Genomic DNA, 18,942 nt, shown 5'->3' with positions numbered 1-18,942 from the left:
AAAGAGGATGGAAAATGTTGCTCCCGCTAGCGATGTCTGTTGTGCTTGTTGTTGGTTGCAGCCAAAATGAAAGCGCTTCATCTGGTGGTGGTAATACGGTCAAGGTAGGCGTACTCGCTTCGCTCACGGGGCCATTGGAGAGCTACGGAAAGCAGACGGCGCGAGGTTTTGAGCTCGGACTCGATTATGCAACAGAGGGCAAGCGAGAGATCGCTGGCAAAAAGATCGAGTTCGTCGTGGAGGATACGGAGACGAAGCCGGATGTTGCCGTCCAAAAAGCGACGAAGCTCCTGGAGACCGACAAGGTAGATTTTCTCGTAGGCTCTTCGAGTTCAGGCGATACGCTGGCTGTCCTTCCCCTGGCAGAAGAGTACAAAAAAATCATGGTCGTAGAACCGGCTGTAGCAGATAGTATCACCGGGAAAAACTGGAACAAGTACATTTTCCGCACGGGTCGAAATTCTTCGCAGGACGCAGTTGCTGGCGCTGCGGCGATTGCTTCCAAAGGAACGAAGATCGCGACGATGGCTCAAGACAGCGCCTACGGTCGAGAAGGAATCGAAGCCTTTAAGACCGCGGCTGAAAAATTAGGGGCAGTCATTATCGAAGAACAATATGTGGACACGAACACGACTGATTTTACAGCCAACATCCAAAAAATCATTAGCGCCAAACCCGAATATGTTTTCATCACGTGGGCAGGCTCCAACTCCCCTTGGAAACAGCTTCAAGATATGCAGGTTCAGCAAAAAGGGATCAAGGTATCTACGGGAGCACCTGATATCGCTGCCTTGAAAACGATGGAGGCAATGATCGGAATGGAAGGTTTCTCGGTGTATTACCATTCGCTCCCGAAAACGAAAATGAACGACTGGCTCATCGATGAGCACAAAAAGCGTTTTAATGGCGAGATCCCAGATTTATTTACGGCAGGCGGGATGACGGCAGCCGTAGCGATTGTGGAAGCAGTGAAAAAGACGAACGCCGATACAGATTCGGAGAAGTTGATTGCTGCGATGGAAGGCATGACCTTTGATACGCCGAAGGGCCAGATGCAGTTCCGGGCGGAGGACCATCAGGCACTGCAAACGTTGTACGCGATCAAGCTGGAGAAAAAAGACGGAGTCGATCATCCTGTGCCTGTACTCGTCCGGGAGATGAAGATGGAAGAGACAGCACCACCTGTCAGGAACCAGAAGTAGAGGAGGTGTGTGATGAGTTACTTGTTGGAAACGGTTGACCTCAGCGTAGCATTCGGGGAGCAAACGGTCATAAACAAGGTATCGCTACGCATACCGAAGCAGCGATTTACTTCGATCATCGGACCGAATGGAGCCGGAAAGACGACGCTGTTTAACTTGTTGAGCGGGCAGCTTACTCCATCGCAAGGAACGATCAAGTACAAGGGGCAAGATATTACACACTTGCCCCCAGCAGCACGAACGAGATTGGGTATTGGTCGATCGTTTCAATTGACAAACTTATTTCCCAAGCTAACGGTGCGGGAAAATATTCGATTGGCAGTGCAAGCGGCACAGGGAGTTCGGTTTCGTTTATGGATTTCCCAGGCAGATCAGATGCGACAGGCAGAGGAAGTTGAGCGATTGCTGCATCTGGTATTGCTCGAGAAAAAGGCGAATGTGCTTGCGAGCCTACTGGCGCACGGGGAGAAACGAAAGCTGGAGCTAGCCATGCTCCTTGGACTGCGTCCAGATGTTCTATTACTCGACGAACCGACGGCGGGGATTTCGTTGGAGGAAGTCCCAGCTGTATTGAAGGTGATCGAATCGATTAAGGAAAGCAATTCGTGCACGATCATCCTCATCGAACACAAGATGGACATGGTCAAATCACTCTCCGATCACATGGTCGTTCTGTTTCATGGAGAGCTATTGGCTGAGGGGACACCGGTCGACATGATGCGAAATGAACAGGTGCAGTCTGCCTACTTGGGAGGGTTGTATAAGCATGATGCTGCAACTTGATCAGATTGAAACGTACCTCGACCAGTTTCACATCTTGCAGGGTGTCTCGCTATCCGTGCAAGCCGGCAGTATTACTGTTTTGTTTGGTCGAAACGGAGCGGGCAAAACAACGACGCTTCGTTCCATCATGGGGCTTGCTCCGATCCGTCATGGCCAAATTCGCTATCTAGGAGAAGAAATCGGACATCTGCCGACCTATTCCATCGCGCGTAAGGGGATTGGCTATGTCCCCGAGAATCAAGGGATTTTTCATGATTTTACGTTAGAAGAGACGTTCCGGCTCGCCATGCAAAAAAATGACGACGAACAAAAAGAAAAGCTCGCGTGGATGCTGGATCTATTCCCTGACCTGCGTCATTACTGGAAAAAGAAAAGTGGGCACTTAAGTGGAGGTCAAAAGCAAATGCTGGCCATTGCTCGAGCTTATGTGAACAGCAACGGACTCTTGTTAATTGACGAGCCGAGCAAGGGACTGGCGCCCATCATGGTTGAAAAGCTCATGTTCCACATCCAATCGATGAAGCAGAAAACGACCGTGCTTTTAGTCGAGCAAAACTTTATGATGGCGAGCATGATCGGCGAGCAGTACTACTTGATGGATGAAGGGAAAATTGTCCGCGGTGGCGCGATGCAGGAGTTGAAGGATGATGCAGATACGCGACAAAAATATTTGGGCATTGCCTGAGCGTATAACAGGGAGGGGGAGGATGAAATGGATGTCGCGATTAATTTGCTTGTAAATGGACTGGCGACAGGCATACTCATTTTCTTGCTCGCTTCCGGGCTCACGCTGATCTTTGGCTTAATGAGTGTGTTGAACTTTGCCCATGGTGGATTGTTTGCCTGGGGAGCCTTTGCTGGTGTATGGCTTTTCGGATTGACGGATAGCTTTCTTCTGGCCATTGTAGGTGCTGTCGTCATCGGGATGCTGCTCGGTTTTGTGTTGGAGCGCGTGCTGATCCGCCCCGTGTACGGTGATCATATCCAGCAACTGCTCGTGACATTGGGCGGGATGCTCGTGATAAGTGAATTGCTCAAGGTATTTTGGAGCCCTAACCCTATTCGGGCAGTATTACCGGATTATTTGCAAGGAAGCATCGAGCTTGGCGACATCATACTGATCACCTATCGCTTGTTTGTCATCGCAGTGGGAATCGTTGTGTACGTCGGGTTGCACCTGTTGTTAACCAAAACCAGACTAGGCTTGATCGTCCGAGCGGGTGTGATCGATAAGGAAATGGTGCAGGCACTTGGCATCAATATTAAACAAGTGTTTACATTCGTCTTTTTGCTGGGAGCAGGCATGGCTGCGCTCGGAGGAAGTCTGCTGGCACCATATTCTGGGGTCATTTTTGCGGAAATGGGTATGCAGTATGCGATTCTGGCATTCATCGTCGTCATTGTTGGTGGGATGGGAAGCGTTCAAGGCTCTATGATAGCGGCGGTTTTAGTAGGGGTGCTTGGCTCGTTCATGGCTTACTTCGTTCCAGAGCTTTCACTGGCAGTGAACATGCTGCTAATGCTGGCAGTGCTGCTTATCAAACCATCCGGCCTGTTTGGAGCGAAGGGGTGATCATGCGTTGACTACATCTGGATTGTTGAACCATCGATTTATTGTGTTTGTCTTTCTAGCCTTGGCGGTTTTGCCGTTTCTTTCAGACTCGCGAAGCATGTACATCTTGTTCACCCAAATTTTTATCTTTGCGATTTTTGCGATGAGCTTTGATTTGTTGCTTGGCTATACGGGGATCGTCTCGTTCGGGCACTGTATGTTTTTCGGAATAGGTGCGTACTCCGTGTCTTTATTCCTGAAAAACTTTGACGCGACGATCAGTTATTTCTTGCTTGGCGTACTTGTTGCCATCGTGCTCTCTGGTATTCTTAGTTATTTGATCGGGATGCTGTCCTTGCGATTGAAAAGTCATTTTTATGCGATGCTGACCTTGGCGATTTCCCAGCTGCTATTCGTATTGGCGGAAAAATGGCGATCGTTGACGATGGGTGGGGATGGCTTCACTTTCCCTGTGCCTGAGCTGTTTCGTGACCGTTTGTCCTTTTACTATGTATGCCTGATCCTAATGGTCATGCTGTTCGTCATCTTGCGAGCGTTTACGCACTCTCCACTCGGCAAGGTCTTGAAAGCCATTGGTCAAAATGAACAGCGTGCGGAAGCGTTAGGCTATCAAATTCTTCATTATAAGGTAATCGTCAGCATTGTCGCTGGAGTGGTTGCTGCGATTAGTGGAGGCTTGTACGCAGTCATGCTACGCTTCGTGAACACCCAAGTGTTTTCGATTGAAACGACGCTAGATGCACTCTTGATGAGCATGATCGGTGGGCTGGGAACGCTATTTGGCTCCATTTTGGGGTCGGGAATCGTAGAGCTGGCGCATCACGGGCTGACTGAGTTGGCGAAGCTTCACCCGATATTCGAGAGATGGGTCATCTTCCTCGGTTTGCTCTATATTTTGGTCGTGCTCTGCTTTCCGAGCGGAATTGTCGGTAGCTTTCAAGAGTGGAGGGAAAAAAGAAAACAACGTTCCGTTCAGGCAGCAACAATCACGGAGCAAGTAGAGTGATAGGAATGAAAGAAGGGAGGTCAACCCATGCAAAAGGTTGGCCTTTTTTTGTCCCATTTTTGTCGAAAGAAAAAGGTGAGAATTATAGTGATGTCGAATTATTATTCATCAAACTTAGAAAAGGTGGAGATGTGCCTATGGAACTAAACATCCCAGTGAACTATAACTTCGCTGCCCAGGTGGACGAATGGGCAAAAAAACATCCGGAGAGACGAGCGGTTTGGGAGTTAGATGAACAAGGTCAGGAACATATCCTTTCGTACGAAAATTTGCGCCAATATTCAAACAAAATTGCGAATGGTTTAGGGTCCATTGGAATCGAGCATGGGGATCGGGTACTCGTCCTGGTTTCCCGAGGAACATTGGCTTATGGTCTCTATTTGGCACTGCTGAAGCTGGGGGCAGTGATATTGCCAGGGTCTGAGATGCTGCGATCCAAAGATATCGAGTACCGGATCAATCATGCAAAAGTCAAGGCTGTGATCAGTTTCGGGGGAGCAATGAGTGAGGTTGATCTGACGAGAGGCAACTGTTCTACCTTGCAACACTACATCACGACGGGAGAAGAGAAAGAAGGCTGGATTTCGCTTGAAGGGTTGCTCCAGGGGCAGGACACAGAATTTGAGGTAGTAAACACGAAATCGGATGAGCTGGCCTTCCTGTCTTATACATCAGGTACAACTGGGGGACCAAAAGGGGTTATGCACGTTCACGGTTGGCCGTTTGCGCATTTGGCTGTGGCCGCTACGCAGTGGCTGGACGTTCGCGAAGGTGACGTGGTTTGGGCAACGGCTGGACCTGGTTGGGCCAAGTGGATCTGGAGCCCGTTTGTCTCTACGTTAGGGCTGGGAGCGACCGCGTTTGTTTATAAAGGAAAGTTTTCTGCGGAGAATTATTTGACGATTCTGCAAAAATATCCGGTTTCTGTCTTGTGTGCGACACCAACCGAGTACAGAATCATGGCAAAAGTAACGGATTTGGAACAATACAAGCTGTCCACCTTGCGCTCCGCATGTTCCGCCGGTGAACCACTCAATCGGGAAGTGATCGACACATTCCGCCGCGTGTTCCAGTTGACCGTGCGAGATGGATATGGACAGACAGAGAACACTTTGCTGGTGGGTACCTTTGTCGGCATGGAGCCTAGGCCAGGTTCGATGGGCAAGCCATCACCAGTTGTGAGGAGCGCCATTATTGACGAAGAAGGAGCGGAGCTGCCAGTAGGCAAAGTGGGCGATATTGCCATTGATCGCCATATGGTAGCACTGTTCAAAGGCTATCTGGATGATCCCGAACGAACTGCCAGAGCGTTTCGCGGCGACTGGTACGTGACGGGTGACCAAGGTCGCATGGACGAAGATGGCTACATCTGGTTCGAAGGACGTTCGGACGACATTATCATCTCGGGTGGATATACGATTGGTCCGTTTGAGGTCGAGGATGCGTTGGTGAAGCACGCGGCAGTAGCGGAATGTGCAGCGGTTGCCAGTCCAGATCCAGAGCGTGGGCATGTGGTAAAAGCCTTTGTCATCCTGAAAAAAGGGAATGAGCCATCCGAAGCGTTGATCGTGGAATTGCAAAATCATGTCAAGCAATTAACCGCTCCGTATAAATACCCGCGCAAAATTGAATTTGTACAGGAGCTGCCGAAGACGACCTCCGGTAAAATCAGACGGATCGAGCTGCGGCAGCAGGAGGTACAGCAAAGTCAGCATTCGTGATGGTTTGTCTTACGAAATTGTAAGATTGCTGTAAGTGGATTCGATGGGACGAAATACGTGCATCCCCTACAATGTGAGTAGAAGCAAGGCAAGGGGGAATGCAGTATGAACCACCTTCCAATCCCATTAGGAAGAAACACCGACTTGTATGAAGCGGCGAGCATGCCTAAAAGCATCAAAAAACTCGGTGTTCGTTGGAAAAAACGACTACGTATCAGTTTTCTCGTGATCATGATGGCAGCCATCTTTGCGCCGATCGTGCTTGCGTGGACAGGGAATATATGGATTGATGAAAAAAAGCTGGCTGCTGTACAGCAATCCGACAGCTATGTAAAGCTGGACGAAATGCCTGATCATGTGTGGAAGGCGTTCGTTGCAATAGAGGATCATCGGTTTATGCAGCATCCAGGAGTAGATCCGATTGGATTGAGCCGAGCGATCTGGGTGGATATCAAGGAAGGTGCCTACGTGCAAGGCGGAAGTACGATTACCATGCAGTTGGCGCGGAACCTGTTTCTGACGAACGACAAAACGATGACCAGAAAAGTGAAGGAAATCGCGATCGCTTTGCAATTGGAACAGCGATACAGCAAAAAAGAACTGCTCGAAATGTACCTCAACGTCATTTATTTCGGGCACGGAAAATACGGGATTGGAAAGGCTGTTCCCTTTTACTTCGGAAAAAAAGCAACAGAAACTGGGGATCGAGCGGTAACACTGGGAGAAGCGGCAATGCTGGCTTCTTTACCGAAAGGACCAGAGCGTTACTCACCGGTAAAGAACTGGGACCGAGCGAAAGAACGGCAAGCGGTTGTGTTGGACCGGATGAACGAATTGGAAGTGATCGATCAGAGCGAGAGTACATTGGCAAAGAATGAGCAGATATCCGTTGTTCCTACTGCCAAACGCGCAGCTAATTAATCGAATGTGCTAGAATCCCCTGTCTGGATGGCAGGGGGTTTTTGCTATGGAACAGAACAAGCATGCAGAATGGTAAGCCACTTCCTGTGCACTCACCCATCCCAACCCTTGGGCATAAAATACAGGGAGGAACTACAGGAAGGAGTCCAAAAACGTTATGAGTTCGTATCCTTTTCAGACACAAGCACAACCAGCGTCGAGTGCCCCCTCTATGAATTCCTATATTGACCCTTATTTGTACCAGACGTTGCAAAGTGTCATACGGCGTGAAGTTGCCATTCAAACAACCCAAGGGAATGTCCGTGGAAACGTTGTCGATGTGCTACCTGACCATGTGGTACTACAGACGGGTGGTTCTACGTTTTTTGTACGCATACAACAGATCGTCTGGGTCATGCCGTTTTAAACTGGTATGAAACAACCCTTCGCCCACATAAAACAATACAGGTAAGTGCAAAATGGGGGAGGGAAGCAGGTTGTTTACTCGTATCAACAGGTTGGCAATTGAGCTGCCAGAACCGGCTTACGGAGATGCCAACGCCGCTGCGGCCGTCCAGGAGCTATTGGGCGGTCGCTTTGGTGAGATGTCAACGCTAAACAATTATTTGTTCCAATCCTTCAACTTTCGCGGCAAGAGCAAACTAAAGCCTTTTTATGACTTGGTCGCCAGCATTACAGCAGAAGAAGTCGGGCATGTGGAGCTGGTCTCCAACGCAATCAATTTGTGCATGAAAGGCATTACGCGACCAGGGGACCCTGATACGACTCCACTGAATAACGGCTTGAATAAGCGCAATACGTACCATTTTATTGCGACCGCACAAACTGCGATGCCAGGCGACTCCATGGGAAAATCATGGACAGGTGATTACGTATTTTCGAGCGGGAATCTGGTGCTTGATCTTTTGCACAACTTTTTTCTCGAGTGTGGGGCGCGTACTCATAAAATGAGGGTGTACGAAATGACGGATCATCCCACAGCTCGGGCCATGATCGGTTACTTGCTCGTCAGAGGGGGCGTCCATATCATAGCGTACGCCAAAGCCTTGGAGATCGCTACGGGTGTGGATATGACGAAAATGCTGCCTGTTCCCAATCTGGATAACACACAATTCGATGCGACTCACCCGTATATCGAGATGGGATTGAATCGCAAGCTGTTTACATTCAGCTATCAGGACTATCAGGATATTGCCATGATTTGGCGCGGCCCGTTGCCTGATGGTGGAACAGCGGAAGTCATTCAAGGCGTCCCGGATGGCGGCCCTGTTCCGGACTTAGATGAACTGCCAGAAGAATTTGCGCCAGGTATATCGCGGGAAGACTTTATGAAAATCGCGGAGCGCTTGCAAAGGTCAGCGGGGATGTAGAGGGAAGGGGAAAAATGATCGTAAAAAAGTGACCAGTCGGCAGTGGCACATGTGTGCTTGCAGATTTGGTCACTTGTTTTTGTTGACGTATTGCTTACGTAGTTCTGTTCACAGCCTTACCCAGAGCATCTTCTAGTACATGGGCATACTGCATGGTCGTTTCGATTTTGGAGTGCCCCAGTTGTGCTTGGAGCTGATGGGGGTCAGGATTCAAGCGGAGAAACTGTGTAGCAAAGCTGTGACGAAGCTTATGGACAGACAAATCGGGGATGCCGAATGCTTTGGCATACTTTTTGACCAGTTTTTGGACAGACCGCACTTCAATGCGATGCCCATTCGGATTGGTCGGGGAAACAGCGAGAAAAACAGCGTCCTCTTGCGGTTCGGGATTGTATTTGTCACGTAGCTGCAAGTATTTGGCTAAGTACTCCTTGCCCCAGTCACTGAAAAAAGGAGCGTCCTCTTTCTTTCCTTTGCGGATCAATTTCAACTGGTTTTTTTCCATAATAATGTCGGATAGATCGAGACTGACGATCTCTGACACACGGAAGCCACCGGAGAGAATCATCGCGATCAAGGCAGTATCCCGGTCGCGGTTTTGCATGTGATACTGCTTCTTTTTTTCCGTATCACAATGGGCCAGATATCCGTTGTAGACAAAATCGACGAACTGATAGATTTCGTCGTCAATCAGGATTTTTGCCCGAATGGCGTGGGCGCGTGCGAGGGGAGTCAGCTCCGTGATCTCCAGCTCGATTTTGGCAAGTACATTCCGCGTCAAATACGATTCCCCATTCTCATCCTCAGCGAGGGCAGACAAGTAATGAAAAAGCGATTTCAGGCTCGATATTTTTCTGCTGATGGTGCGGTCGCTATACTCTTTTTTCGCGCTTTTGGTAGGGTTCGAGAGCAAAACGGATCGCTCATATAGATGCGACTCCTGCAAGTATAAAATATAGCTTTCTACCGTTTCCTTCTTCAAGTCATTCAAATCGCTTAACGGAATGTCCTTCATATCCGTCGCGGTACTCAATCCTTCTGTCATCATCCAGCGAAAGAAAAAAGAGAAATCGCGGAGGTATCCAAGCAAGGTGGAGGGTGAATTCTTTTTTGCTTTTTTATGCTCAATAAACTTTTCGACATACCATGGGTAGGAGCCTACTGTTTGCAAAAGCTGCAAGGCATCGCGCTGTTTGGTAACGGACATGCTTTCACCACCAAAATCTTTTTGTAAAACGTATACGAACATATATTCTATCAAAAACCAAACGTTCTGGGAATTGCAAATTGAACAAGAAACCGTCATGATGGGGAGAGTGGATGGATGTTGGACAAGAACGGAGTGGATATGTAGTGGCAACATGGGACTTATCTCAGACAAAGCATCATGTGCTGATCTGTAATGGTGGAAGCTGTATGCGCAAGGGTGGCGAAGAGGTTACGGTAGCGATACGCGAAGCGATTACCAACGCAGGTTTGGATGACTATGTACATACAACCCGCACGCGTTGCAACGGGCGATGTGAGGACGCATGCGTGATGATCGTGTACCCCGAGGGAATCTGGTATGAAAACGTGACGCCAGAAGATGCACAGCTGTTGGTGGAAGAGCATTTTCAAAACGGCAGACCAGTAGAGGCCTTGATGACGCATCGCTTCGAAACGAACGGTTTTGTGCGTACGATAGACACCAAGCCTGGTATCTTAAAATCACAAAAGGCAAAAAAATGAGGAAAAGGCCACGATCTGCTCACATGAAGCAAGAGAGTGGTTTTTTCATTTTCGGGAGTCTACGAATTAAGACAAAAGGAGAAAGTAGGAGAGATGACATTATCGAAAGGAAAATGATTGAAAGCGTTAACAATATGTCTTTGTGATGTGGACGTTTTAAGTAAATGGTGGTAAAATGTCTGTAGATTAAGTTGATTTTATGCGAATTTTATCAAAATGATGTGTCCATACAGCGTGAACAATTGTTTTTGTGGAACTTACTAATCGATGGCTGAATAATGGAGGGATTCTCGTTGGCGAGCAAAACACTTGAACATTTTTTACATGAAAATCTGGCAGATTTGAAGAGCAAGGGACTGTACAACGTCATAGACCCATTGCAAAGCGCGAATGGTCCTGTCATTACGATTGCAGGAAAAGAACTGATCAACCTCTCCTCCAATAACTATCTGGGCTTGGCTACTGATCAACGTCTTGTAGACGCTGCGATTGCAGCAGCAAGCAAATACGGCGTAGGGGCAGGGGCTGTTCGTACAATTAATGGTACCTTGGACTTGCATGTGAAGCTGGAAGAAAAGCTCGCTGCCTTCAAGCACACGGAAGCCGCTATTGCCTACCAATCTGGTTTTAACTGCAACATGGCTGCGATCTCTGCTGTCATGGACAAGGACGATGCGATTCTTTCTGACGAGTTGAACCACGCCTCCATTATTGATGGATGCCGCCTGTCTCGTGCACAAATTATCCGTGTGAATCACTCCGATATCGATGACTTGCGTGCGAAAGCGAAGGAAGCGAAAGAATCTGGCAAATATAAAAAGTTGATGGTCATTACTGACGGCGTATTTTCGATGGATGGCGATGTTGCCAAGCTGCCGGAAATCGTAGAGGTAGCCGAACAATATGACTTGATTACGTATGTAGACGATGCCCACGGCTCTGGTGTTCTCGGTAAAGGGGCAGGAACGGTTAAGCATTTTGGCCTGTCTGATAAAATCGACTTCCAAATCGGAACACTTTCCAAAGCAATTGGGGTAGTCGGCGGTTATGTAGCGGGACGCCAGGATCTGATCGACTGGCTCAAAGTACGCAGCAGACCGTTCCTGTTCTCGACTTCGCTGACTCCAGCGGATGTGGCTGCTTCCATTGCGGCTATCGATATTTTGATGAACAGCACCGAGCTGCACGACAAGTTGTGGGATAACGGACATTACCTCAAAAAAGGCTTGAAAGAACTCGGCTTCAATATCGGGGAGAGCGAAACGCCTATCACTCCTTGCATTATCGGAGACGAACAGCAGACTCAAGAGTTCAGCAAGCGACTGTATGAAGAGGGCGTGTACGCGAAAGCGATCGTGTTCCCGACTGTACCAAAAGGAACTGGCCGTGTACGGAATATGCCAACAGCGGCACATAGCAAAGAAATGTTGGATCGTGCCCTTAGCATCTACGAAAAAGTTGGGAAAGAAATGGGGATCCTGAAATGAAAAAAATTCTGGTAACCGGGGCGTTAGGACAAATTGGTTCCGAACTCATCATGAAATTACGCGATATTTACGGAGCGGATCAAGTCATCGCCACAGATATCCGGAAAAACGAAGACGATCCTGTCGTGCAATCGGGTCCATTCGAAGTTCTTGATGTCACTGACGGGAACCGGATGTTTGAGCTGGCGAAGATACATGGCGTGGATACCATTATGCATTTGGCTGCCCTGTTGTCTGCAACAGCTGAAGCAAAGCCTCTCTTGGCATGGAACCTGAACATGGGCGGGCTGGTAAACGCTCTGGAAGCAGCACGTGAGTTGAACTGCCAGTTCTTTACGCCGAGCTCGATTGGTGCATTTGGTCCAACTACACCAAAGGACAACACGCCGCAGGACACGATTCAACGGCCTACGACCATGTATGGTGTAAATAAAGTATCCGGTGAGTTGCTCTGCGATTACTATTATCAAAAATTTGGGGTAGATACGCGTGGCGTACGCTTCCCAGGTCTGATCTCGTATGTAGCGCCTCCAGGTGGTGGTACGACTGACTACGCAGTAGACATTTACTACAAGGCGATCCAGCATGGAGCGTATACGTCCTACATCGGCAGAGGCACGTACATGGATATGATGTATATGCCTGATGCGCTGAATGCGATTGTTTCCCTGATGGAAGCAGATTCCTCCAAGCTCATTCACCGCAATGCGTTCAACGTGACTGCGATGAGCATTGAGCCAGAAGATGTAGCAGCAGCGATCCGTAAACACATTCCTGAGTTTACGCTCTCTTATGAAGTCGACCCTGTGCGTCAGGCGATTGCCGACAGCTGGCCGAACTCCATTGATGCTACGGCTGCCCTGCAAGAGTGGGGCTTCAAAGCGGAGTACGACCTGGACAAAATGACGGAGGACATGCTCGCAAAACTGCGGGGAAAGTTGCTCCAACAAGTCGGATAAACGAAGAGTGAAAAAGAAAACTGCCATTTCTTCTTGTACGTGATACGAGAGAGGTGGCAGTTTTTTGTTTTCCAATCACATGCACTGTGCAAGACTTTTGAATGCCTTTCCCGTTCTACGGGCACATTACGAAAAGAGAGGGGGAGAACCATGGATTTATCTAAAAACTTGCAGGACAACCATTCGAAGCACGACGAAGAAGGACAAGTCATCCCAAATATACAAGACAGTAAAGACTGTGATAATGAGGAACGACCAATAGAAAGCTGGGGCTGGTCAAATAATACCGAGACCGTTCGAGATCGCTGACACCTTGTAACAAACAAAGCCTTCCAGAGTCCGGGAGGTTTTTCTCGTTCCCGGTTGCTATGCTTCGCACAAATGGAAAACCGTCCAAACAAGGACGGTTATTGTAGCTTACAGGAGCATTTGCTGTTGAGGCTGGTAGGCGTTAATCATCGTATTCATCGTATGATCGGCAAGCTGCGGAGCTTGGTAGTAGCCTCTTGCATTCAAGTATTGCCAAGTTTCATACGCCATTTGCTGGCATGCATTCGCGCCATTTACATGATATTGTCGGATACCTGGGTCCACACACTCTGCCGCCCACAGCATTCCGATAGCGGAACCCGCTTTATGCCAATTCAACATCAAGGTAGCGATTGTCATATCAGACAAGCGGGTTGGGTGCGGGTTGGGCGCAGCCATCTGTGGGTTATTTAGACCAACAGCAGTCGGTTGGGCTACACGTAATTGAATAGGGGCTGGCGCTATGTTGAATCCTTTTCCTTGCAATAGGCTAATCCCTTGTTGGTATGCAGTCATGATCATTTGCTGATGCCGGTTAATGATGCTTGTTAATTGAGGGTCTTGCGCCATCTCGGCAAGTAATCCGTGCATTTCAATCGCGGCGTGTTTGGAGCGGAGTGCTTCTTGTGTTTCCAAAAATTCATGAGCAGCAAATCGTTGCATAATGGCCTCCTGATCTATCGTTTGTTTTGGACTGTCAACCTCTGTTATTGTTTGTTCAGAAGGAATGGATATTCAGGAAAAAGATACTAGAATCTAACTGACGTATTCAGCTGAATAGGAATTGGAGCCTGCGTGCACGGAAAGTAATGTATTGGCATAGCCCACCAAACGATTAATTGTCTCATCCACTACTGCATAGACTAGCGAGTGCAGAGTAGGGTCATATAGCTTGGGATCATCCAAAATCACGGTGGTATTGATGGACACCTCTCGATTTCCCATCAAATCGTAATGTATGATAACTTTGCCACAGGCCCCTTCTGTCTGCGGATCGCGATAGCCTGGCAAAAAAAGATACCATTCCTCGGCAGTTGCTGATCGGAAATTTTTCGTAAAAGTGAGACCTTGGATTGCTTCCTCGGTTATTCTTTTTAATTCGGGGTTCATCAAAAAATCTGCCACGATTCATTCCTCCAAATCTATTCAGTTAATGGCTTTGAAGCCGTTTTTATTATTTGTGTGTTTGAATTGTTTATGAAAATCAATGGGAAGTTAGATTTTTTGGTTGTCTTTTAGTATGTTGCAATGTATAAGGGGGTATGTTAAGATCGTGCTGACACTTAAAACGATTGGAGTTGAAGAGGATAATGTAATATTTTTTGCCACTTTTTGAAGAATAAAGCAAAGTTTGTTTTGTTCTTCATTGGCAAGAAAGTTACCTTATTCTTTTCACTCAAAAAATATACCCTTTTCATTCCCTGAACCGGGCTGGATTTGCCGTATTTTTTTGAGCTACAAGAAAGGTAACTTTCTTGTAGCTCTTTTTATTTTAACAAAGGAGGTTACCGACATATCATTGATCAAGGTAACGAACCTGACGTTTGCCTATGATGGCAGGTACGACAACAACTTTGAGAATGTAAGCGAAAAGCCTCTACGAGCGTGTTCATTTGCATTTGTGGAACTGAAAGAAAACCATTTCTAGGAGGATGAAAGCGATGGAGATTGAGGTTGTAGATGATTGTGTGAACCGATTCCTGTTAGATGAAGCGGTTCACAAAAAAACAAATCGGTTGCCGGAGGTTTACCAATCTATCGATAGGTGCACGTAGCGACCCGTCTGCAAACGTATGCGCTTTTTCTGTATAGTTGGTTAACAACGTGTCAAAGTGCCAACTGACGGTTGCTTTTTTACGTTTTCTCCGGCGGTAAGGAGAAGACATGAGACTATCCTCGAAATATGAAACGATTCGGCGAATATTGTCCGACTTCAAGCAGCCCGAGTATCGGTATGCTCAGATTATGGACGCGATTTTCAAGCAAAACATCGGCGAATACGGACGGATGACCATACTGCCCAAATTTTTGCGCGATGAGTTGACCCGGATACTTGGACCGAACGTCTGCAGCATCGTTCCGGTAAAAGAACTCACTTCGAAACAGGTCAGCAAGGTGCTGTTTGCCATTGCGGGCGACGAACGCGTGGAGGCCGTACGACTTACTTATGAGCGAGGGTGGAAATCGTATTGTATTTCCACACAGTGCGGCTGCGGATTCGGGTGCAGGTTTTGCGCCACCGGTACCATTGGCTTGAAACGAAATCTGACCGCCGACGAAATTACTGACCAATTGCTGCACTTTCGCTTGAACGGCCACGCCTTGGACAGCGTCTCATTCATGGGCATGGGGGAGGCGCTTGCCAACCCGCACATATTTGATGCAATGACGATTTTGACCGACCCGCATCTCTTTGGTTTAGGACATCGACGAATTACGATTTCCACCATCGGCCTGTTGCCGGGGATTGACAAGCTGACACGGGAGTTTCCACAGGTTAATCTAACCTTCTCGCTGCATTCGCCGTTTGATGATCAGAGAAGCGAGCTGATGCCGATCAACGACCGATTCCCAGTCCGCGACGTGCTGAAGGAATTGGATCGTCATATCCGGCATACCGGGAGAAAGGTGTATATTGCGTATATTCTTCTTCGAGGAGTCAACGACTCGACGGCGCATGCGGAAGCAGTTGCCGAGTTGTTAAAGGGAAGGGGACCTGGCGAACATCTCTATCACGTTAACCTGATTCCATTCAATTCGACCGAAGTTTCGCCAGACAGCTATCGGCAATCTGATCCTAATCGGATTAAAGCGTTTGTTCGGATCTTGAAGTCAAAGGGTATCAGCATTACGGTCCGAACTCAATTCGGATCGGACATTAACGCGGCATGCGGTCAGCTATACCGCTCCAAATAATCGATGTCGGAAACTAAATTTATTACGACGGACGCTGCGGATCTACGACTGTCATGAACATTATTTTCAACGAACAACTGTGCCTTGTTGAATAGGGGGGAGCATTTCAATATACGGAACTTTTCGCTCTTTCACAATAGGAGCTTATTGAGAATTGCCTAGCACAACAAAAAGAAGCGCCTCTGCCACGGCTATAGCCGGACGAGGGCGCTTCTTTTCATGATTCTTACAGTTTTTCACGTGCATGTTTAAGGGCTATCGAATTGGCAATGGCTGTCCACATATCAGTTGATTCAGAGCCAACGTACCAGTACGCCAGTCCACCAATTTGCCATTGCAGACTAGCCTGAGCTTTTAGCCCAATTGAACGGCTTTCTTCCAGCCAAATCGTGTGCGTGACGCCTTGCTTTTGATACGTCGAACGGTATTGTCCAACTTTATCGTCCCATACTGTTTTTGCTCTGTATTGCGAGAGCAACTGGTAAGACTGAGGGATGCTGATATCTGTCGATTTCAATGACCCATTCGATTGGTACCAGTCGCGTGTGTAAAGAGGCATTCCGGCGATCAGCTTTTGGGTCGGAACCTCGTCAAGCAGGTCGGTAATGACTTTCGTAAACCAAGGCAAGGATGCCACGGAGCCTGCTTTTGACCCGCCTACCCAATGCTCTTCATAGGCCATTACTACCAAATAATCTGCATGCTTTGCTAATTTAGCAAAATCAAAAGGATCGCTCCAATCTGAATCACCATCAGGCGGAATATCTACTGACAGGACAGCACCTTTTGCGTGAAGAGCAGTCGCGAGCTCCTGGATAAACAAGGTGAAGTTGTTGCGATCCGCAGGGGAGAACCCTTCAAAATCGATGTTAATCCCATCTAGCTGGTACTTATCAATGAACGAAGAAAGCTTTTGCACGGCTGCTTTTCGTTTATTGGGATCGGACAGCATGGTGTGGGTAGCATCGGGATCGAATTTATTACCGAATAGCGGCCACACTTGCTTGCCATTCGCATGTGCCCAATGGACAAGTGAAGTATCCGTAGAGTCGCTGATCGTTCCGTCTTTTTGCAGGAAGTACCAGCGCGGCGACAGCGTGTTGACTCCACTTTTCTTGACTTGTGCAATGAACTCCTCTGTCGTGGATTGGTATTGCCATCCGAGAGAGACAAGAGGGTTTGCAGTAACGTTTTGCTTCTTCAGATTCTCCTGAATTCGATGCAAAATAACAGCCGTTTCTTCTCTCGATAGTGCTTGAGTCGGGCGGAAGTAGCCATTGTAGCCAACCAACCATTTTTTCTGCATGGCTTGGCTAACGGAGGCACGTGCCCAGCTCGAAATCGCATTGGCATCCTTCACGGGCAACTGGTAAGAAGACGAAATGCTCTGTTCCAGTGCGCGTACGAGAAACGCAGCGGCCTCTTCGCGGGAGATCGTCCGCTTCGGAGCAAACGTAGTAGGACTGACGCCATTCGCGATGTTAAGTCCAGCAGCAGCTTGTACGTATCCGTATGCCCAAGAGTTTTTCGGGACATCCGAATAGGCTGCGATGTTGCTGACCACCGGGTTAATACCGAGCGTTCTTGTGAGCATCGCGACAAACTCAGCACGTGTCACCGGGCGAGTCGGGTGAAAATACCCGTTTTCATCTCCGGAGATGACACCTGCCGCCTGTAGCGAGCGGATTTGCTCTATCGCATAGCTGTTTGCGATATCTTTTAAATTTTTCGTCGATGCTGTGGATGCAGGAACTCCTATGGCAAAAGAGAGACCGTACACCAAAAAAGCAAAGGAGACTAACCAGATATGTATGTTTTGTTTTTTCATCATACATCCAGTATAAGGAGAGAGAACCATTCTTTCATTGGTCAGATATTGGTAGAAACCTTGCAGGGGTGCCCGAACTCTTTTTCTGGGAATGCGATATGATATGATGGAGGAATAAGAATAGAGAGAATGAAGCGAGGCGGAGAGAAATGGAAGACGTACTGATTGTAGGCGGTGGGCCTTGTGGACTGGCAGCGGCAATTGCCTGCAAGCGAGCCGGGCTTGATCCCATCATTATTGAAAAAGGGTCGCTTGTCCATTCGATTTATCGCTACCCGACCTACATGATTTTTCATAGCACACCTGATTTACTGGAAATTGGGGGTGTCCCTTTTGCAACGGCGAACGACAAGCCGACCAGACAGGAGGCACTCAATTACTATCGATTGGTAGTAGCGCGAGAAAAATTGCGCGTGAACGTATATGAAACGGTGACGGAAGCGAAGAAGACGCCAACTGGTTTTCAAGTCACGACAACGGACCGATTCGCCAATAAACATACGTACGAAGCGAAAAACTTGGTGATTGCCACAGGTTACTTTGATAATCCGAATCGACTGCATGTACCGGGCGAGGAGTTGCCGAAGGTTTCATCCTTCTATAAGGAAGCACATCCTTATACAGGGCTGAAAGTAGCGGTAATAGGGGGAAACAACTCTGCCGTAGACGCGGCGATGGAACTGGAGCGGGCTGGAGCAGAAGTAACGGTGATTTGCCGCCGAACGGAGCTATCTGACAAGGTCAAGGCATGGACAAGGCCTGTTTTTGAGAGTCTGATCAAAAAAGGACGCATCCATATGCTGTTCGATGCAACAGTCGAGAGCATTGAGGAGCGTTCCATCAGGGTGAAAACAGGGGAGGAAGTCATTACGCTTGCCAATGATCATGTGTTTTCTTTGATTGGATACCGTCCGGATCGTACATTCCTTCATTCGTTAGGCGTTATGATTGAAGAGGAAACGGGAATCCCTGCGCATCATCCCGAGACGATGGCGACGAACATTCCAGGTCTCTATATTGCAGGAGTTATTGCGGCGGGCCATCACGCAAACGCTATTTTTATTGAAAATGGAAGGTTTCACGGTGAAGGTATCGCCCGCCACATTGCCACTCAAACGGAGCAGTAGCTACTAGTG

Annotated in this window: 19 protein-coding genes; 15 read left to right on the top strand and 4 right to left on the bottom strand. The window is 48.1% G+C overall.

The features are described from left to right. Positions 1–32 precede the first annotated feature (32 nt). From HP399_RS17695 to HP399_RS17655, 9 genes are all read left to right on the top strand, one after another. The gene (locus HP399_RS17695; protein ID WP_370642744.1) at positions 33–1,202 is read left to right on the top strand and encodes a substrate-binding domain-containing protein; all 1,170 of its coding nucleotides are present in this window, start codon (positions 33–35) and stop codon (positions 1,200–1,202) included. A gap of 12 nt (positions 1,203–1,214) precedes the next feature. Beyond that, positions 1,215–1,985 (top strand): ABC transporter ATP-binding protein, encoded by a 771-nt coding sequence (locus tag HP399_RS17690; protein WP_173617831.1) that lies wholly within the window; start codon positions 1,215–1,217, stop codon positions 1,983–1,985. After that, the gene (locus tag HP399_RS17685) at positions 1,969–2,670 is read left to right on the top strand and encodes an ABC transporter ATP-binding protein (protein WP_173617830.1); all 702 of its coding nucleotides are present in this window, start codon (positions 1,969–1,971) and stop codon (positions 2,668–2,670) included. Before HP399_RS17690 ends, HP399_RS17685 begins: the two co-directional genes overlap by 17 nt. Before the next feature lie 27 nt (positions 2,671–2,697). Next, complete coding sequence (locus tag HP399_RS17680) at positions 2,698–3,558, top strand: branched-chain amino acid ABC transporter permease (protein ID WP_173617829.1); 861 nt, start codon at positions 2,698–2,700, stop codon at positions 3,556–3,558. A 7-nt stretch (positions 3,559–3,565) separates the two neighbouring features. Then, on the top strand, positions 3,566–4,564 hold the full coding sequence (locus HP399_RS17675) for a branched-chain amino acid ABC transporter permease (RefSeq protein WP_173617828.1): 999 nt from the start codon (positions 3,566–3,568) through the stop codon (positions 4,562–4,564). A 137-nt stretch (positions 4,565–4,701) separates the two neighbouring features. Beyond that, positions 4,702–6,285 carry an acetate--CoA ligase gene (locus HP399_RS17670; RefSeq protein ID WP_173617827.1) on the top strand — a complete coding sequence of 528 codons (1,584 nt, stop codon included), beginning with the start codon at positions 4,702–4,704 and terminating at the stop codon, positions 6,283–6,285. A gap of 105 nt (positions 6,286–6,390) precedes the next feature. Further along, positions 6,391–7,206: a transglycosylase domain-containing protein gene (locus HP399_RS17665; RefSeq protein ID WP_173617826.1), complete on the top strand. Its 816-nt coding sequence runs from the start codon at positions 6,391–6,393 to the stop codon at positions 7,204–7,206. 157 nt (positions 7,207–7,363) lie between these two features. Then, positions 7,364–7,612: a YuzF family protein gene (locus tag HP399_RS17660; protein WP_173617825.1), complete on the top strand. Its 249-nt coding sequence runs from the start codon at positions 7,364–7,366 to the stop codon at positions 7,610–7,612. A 70-nt stretch (positions 7,613–7,682) separates the two neighbouring features. Then, positions 7,683–8,576 carry a manganese catalase family protein gene (locus HP399_RS17655; RefSeq protein ID WP_173617824.1) on the top strand — a complete coding sequence of 298 codons (894 nt, stop codon included), beginning with the start codon at positions 7,683–7,685 and terminating at the stop codon, positions 8,574–8,576. Positions 8,577–8,670: 94 nt separating this feature from the next. Here the strand turns inward: HP399_RS17655 and xerS are convergent, their stop codons facing one another. Then, positions 8,671–9,783 (bottom strand): tyrosine recombinase XerS, encoded by a 1,113-nt coding sequence (xerS, locus tag HP399_RS17650; protein WP_007724823.1) that lies wholly within the window; start codon positions 9,781–9,783, stop codon positions 8,671–8,673. A gap of 146 nt (positions 9,784–9,929) precedes the next feature. Between xerS and HP399_RS17645 the strand changes: the two genes are divergently transcribed. The 4 genes from HP399_RS17645 (at position 9,930) to HP399_RS17630 (ending at position 13,062) form a co-directional block, all read left to right on the top strand. After that, the gene (locus tag HP399_RS17645; RefSeq protein WP_026043057.1) at positions 9,930–10,307 is read left to right on the top strand and encodes a (2Fe-2S) ferredoxin domain-containing protein; all 378 of its coding nucleotides are present in this window, start codon (positions 9,930–9,932) and stop codon (positions 10,305–10,307) included. Positions 10,308–10,600: 293 nt separating this feature from the next. After that, positions 10,601–11,794 (top strand): glycine C-acetyltransferase, encoded by a 1,194-nt coding sequence (locus HP399_RS17640; RefSeq protein WP_173617823.1) that lies wholly within the window; start codon positions 10,601–10,603, stop codon positions 11,792–11,794. Beyond that, positions 11,791–12,753 carry an L-threonine 3-dehydrogenase gene (locus tag HP399_RS17635; RefSeq protein WP_173617822.1) on the top strand — a complete coding sequence of 321 codons (963 nt, stop codon included), beginning with the start codon at positions 11,791–11,793 and terminating at the stop codon, positions 12,751–12,753. The genes HP399_RS17640 and HP399_RS17635 overlap by 4 nt, the downstream gene beginning before the upstream one ends. 150 nt (positions 12,754–12,903) lie before the next feature. After that, positions 12,904–13,062, top strand: a complete 159-nt coding sequence (locus tag HP399_RS17630; protein WP_228088281.1) for a hypothetical protein — start codon at positions 12,904–12,906, stop codon at positions 13,060–13,062. Positions 13,063–13,170: 108 nt separating this feature from the next. On the opposite strand, the gene HP399_RS17625 is transcribed toward HP399_RS17630, so the two are convergent. Both HP399_RS17625 and HP399_RS17620 read right to left on the bottom strand, forming a co-directional pair. Next, a complete protein-coding gene (locus HP399_RS17625) occupies positions 13,171–13,725 on the bottom strand; it encodes a spore coat protein (protein WP_017248240.1) in 555 nt (184 codons plus the stop codon). 93 nt (positions 13,726–13,818) lie between these two features. Next, a complete protein-coding gene (locus tag HP399_RS17620) occupies positions 13,819–14,187 on the bottom strand; it encodes a hypothetical protein (protein ID WP_173617821.1) in 369 nt (122 codons plus the stop codon). 759 nt (positions 14,188–14,946) lie between these two features. Here HP399_RS17620 and HP399_RS17615 point away from each other — a divergent pair. Further along, a complete protein-coding gene (locus HP399_RS17615; protein ID WP_173617820.1) occupies positions 14,947–15,978 on the top strand; it encodes a Cfr family 23S rRNA (adenine(2503)-C(8))-methyltransferase in 1,032 nt (343 codons plus the stop codon). A gap of 226 nt (positions 15,979–16,204) precedes the next feature. On the opposite strand, the gene HP399_RS17610 is transcribed toward HP399_RS17615, so the two are convergent. Further along, a complete protein-coding gene (locus HP399_RS17610; RefSeq protein WP_228088280.1) occupies positions 16,205–17,809 on the bottom strand; it encodes an S-layer homology domain-containing protein in 1,605 nt (534 codons plus the stop codon). Positions 17,810–17,955: 146 nt separating this feature from the next. Between HP399_RS17610 and HP399_RS17605 the strand changes: the two genes are divergently transcribed. Further along, the gene (locus tag HP399_RS17605) at positions 17,956–18,933 is read left to right on the top strand and encodes a YpdA family putative bacillithiol disulfide reductase (protein WP_173617818.1); all 978 of its coding nucleotides are present in this window, start codon (positions 17,956–17,958) and stop codon (positions 18,931–18,933) included. The last annotated feature ends 9 nt before the right edge of the window (positions 18,934–18,942 follow it).

It is taken from the genome of Brevibacillus sp. DP1.3A, from assembly GCF_013284245.2.
Classification (GTDB): domain Bacteria; phylum Bacillota; class Bacilli; order Brevibacillales; family Brevibacillaceae; genus Brevibacillus.
This window is presented reverse-complemented; position numbering and strand designations above follow the sequence as displayed.

What these genes read in the sequence shown, in the direction of transcription:
- HP399_RS17670 (WP_173617827.1), top strand. Translation starts at nt 4,702, where the DNA reads ATGGAACTAAACATCCCAGTGAACTATAACTTCGCTGCCCAGGTGGAC.
- HP399_RS17635 (WP_173617822.1), top strand. Translation starts at nt 11,791, where the DNA reads ATGAAAAAAATTCTGGTAACCGGGGCGTTAGGACAAATTGGTTCCGAA.
- HP399_RS17630 (WP_228088281.1), top strand. Translation starts at nt 12,904, where the DNA reads ATGGATTTATCTAAAAACTTGCAGGACAACCATTCGAAGCACGACGAA.
- HP399_RS17685 (WP_173617830.1), top strand. Translation starts at nt 1,969, where the DNA reads ATGATGCTGCAACTTGATCAGATTGAAACGTACCTCGACCAGTTTCAC.
- HP399_RS17605 (WP_173617818.1), top strand. Translation starts at nt 17,956, where the DNA reads ATGGAAGACGTACTGATTGTAGGCGGTGGGCCTTGTGGACTGGCAGCG.
- HP399_RS17625 (WP_017248240.1), bottom strand. Translation starts at nt 13,725, where the DNA reads ATGCAACGATTTGCTGCTCATGAATTTTTGGAAACACAAGAAGCACTC.
- HP399_RS17660 (WP_173617825.1), top strand. Translation starts at nt 7,364, where the DNA reads ATGAGTTCGTATCCTTTTCAGACACAAGCACAACCAGCGTCGAGTGCC.
- xerS (WP_007724823.1), bottom strand. Translation starts at nt 9,783, where the DNA reads ATGTCCGTTACCAAACAGCGCGATGCCTTGCAGCTTTTGCAAACAGTA.
- HP399_RS17680 (WP_173617829.1), top strand. Translation starts at nt 2,698, where the DNA reads ATGGATGTCGCGATTAATTTGCTTGTAAATGGACTGGCGACAGGCATA.
- HP399_RS17665 (WP_173617826.1), top strand. Translation starts at nt 6,391, where the DNA reads ATGAACCACCTTCCAATCCCATTAGGAAGAAACACCGACTTGTATGAA.
- HP399_RS17615 (WP_173617820.1), top strand. Translation starts at nt 14,947, where the DNA reads ATGAGACTATCCTCGAAATATGAAACGATTCGGCGAATATTGTCCGAC.
- HP399_RS17695 (WP_370642744.1), top strand. Translation starts at nt 33, where the DNA reads ATGTCTGTTGTGCTTGTTGTTGGTTGCAGCCAAAATGAAAGCGCTTCA.
- HP399_RS17690 (WP_173617831.1), top strand. Translation starts at nt 1,215, where the DNA reads ATGAGTTACTTGTTGGAAACGGTTGACCTCAGCGTAGCATTCGGGGAG.
- HP399_RS17610 (WP_228088280.1), bottom strand. Translation starts at nt 17,809, where the DNA reads ATGATGAAAAAACAAAACATACATATCTGGTTAGTCTCCTTTGCTTTT.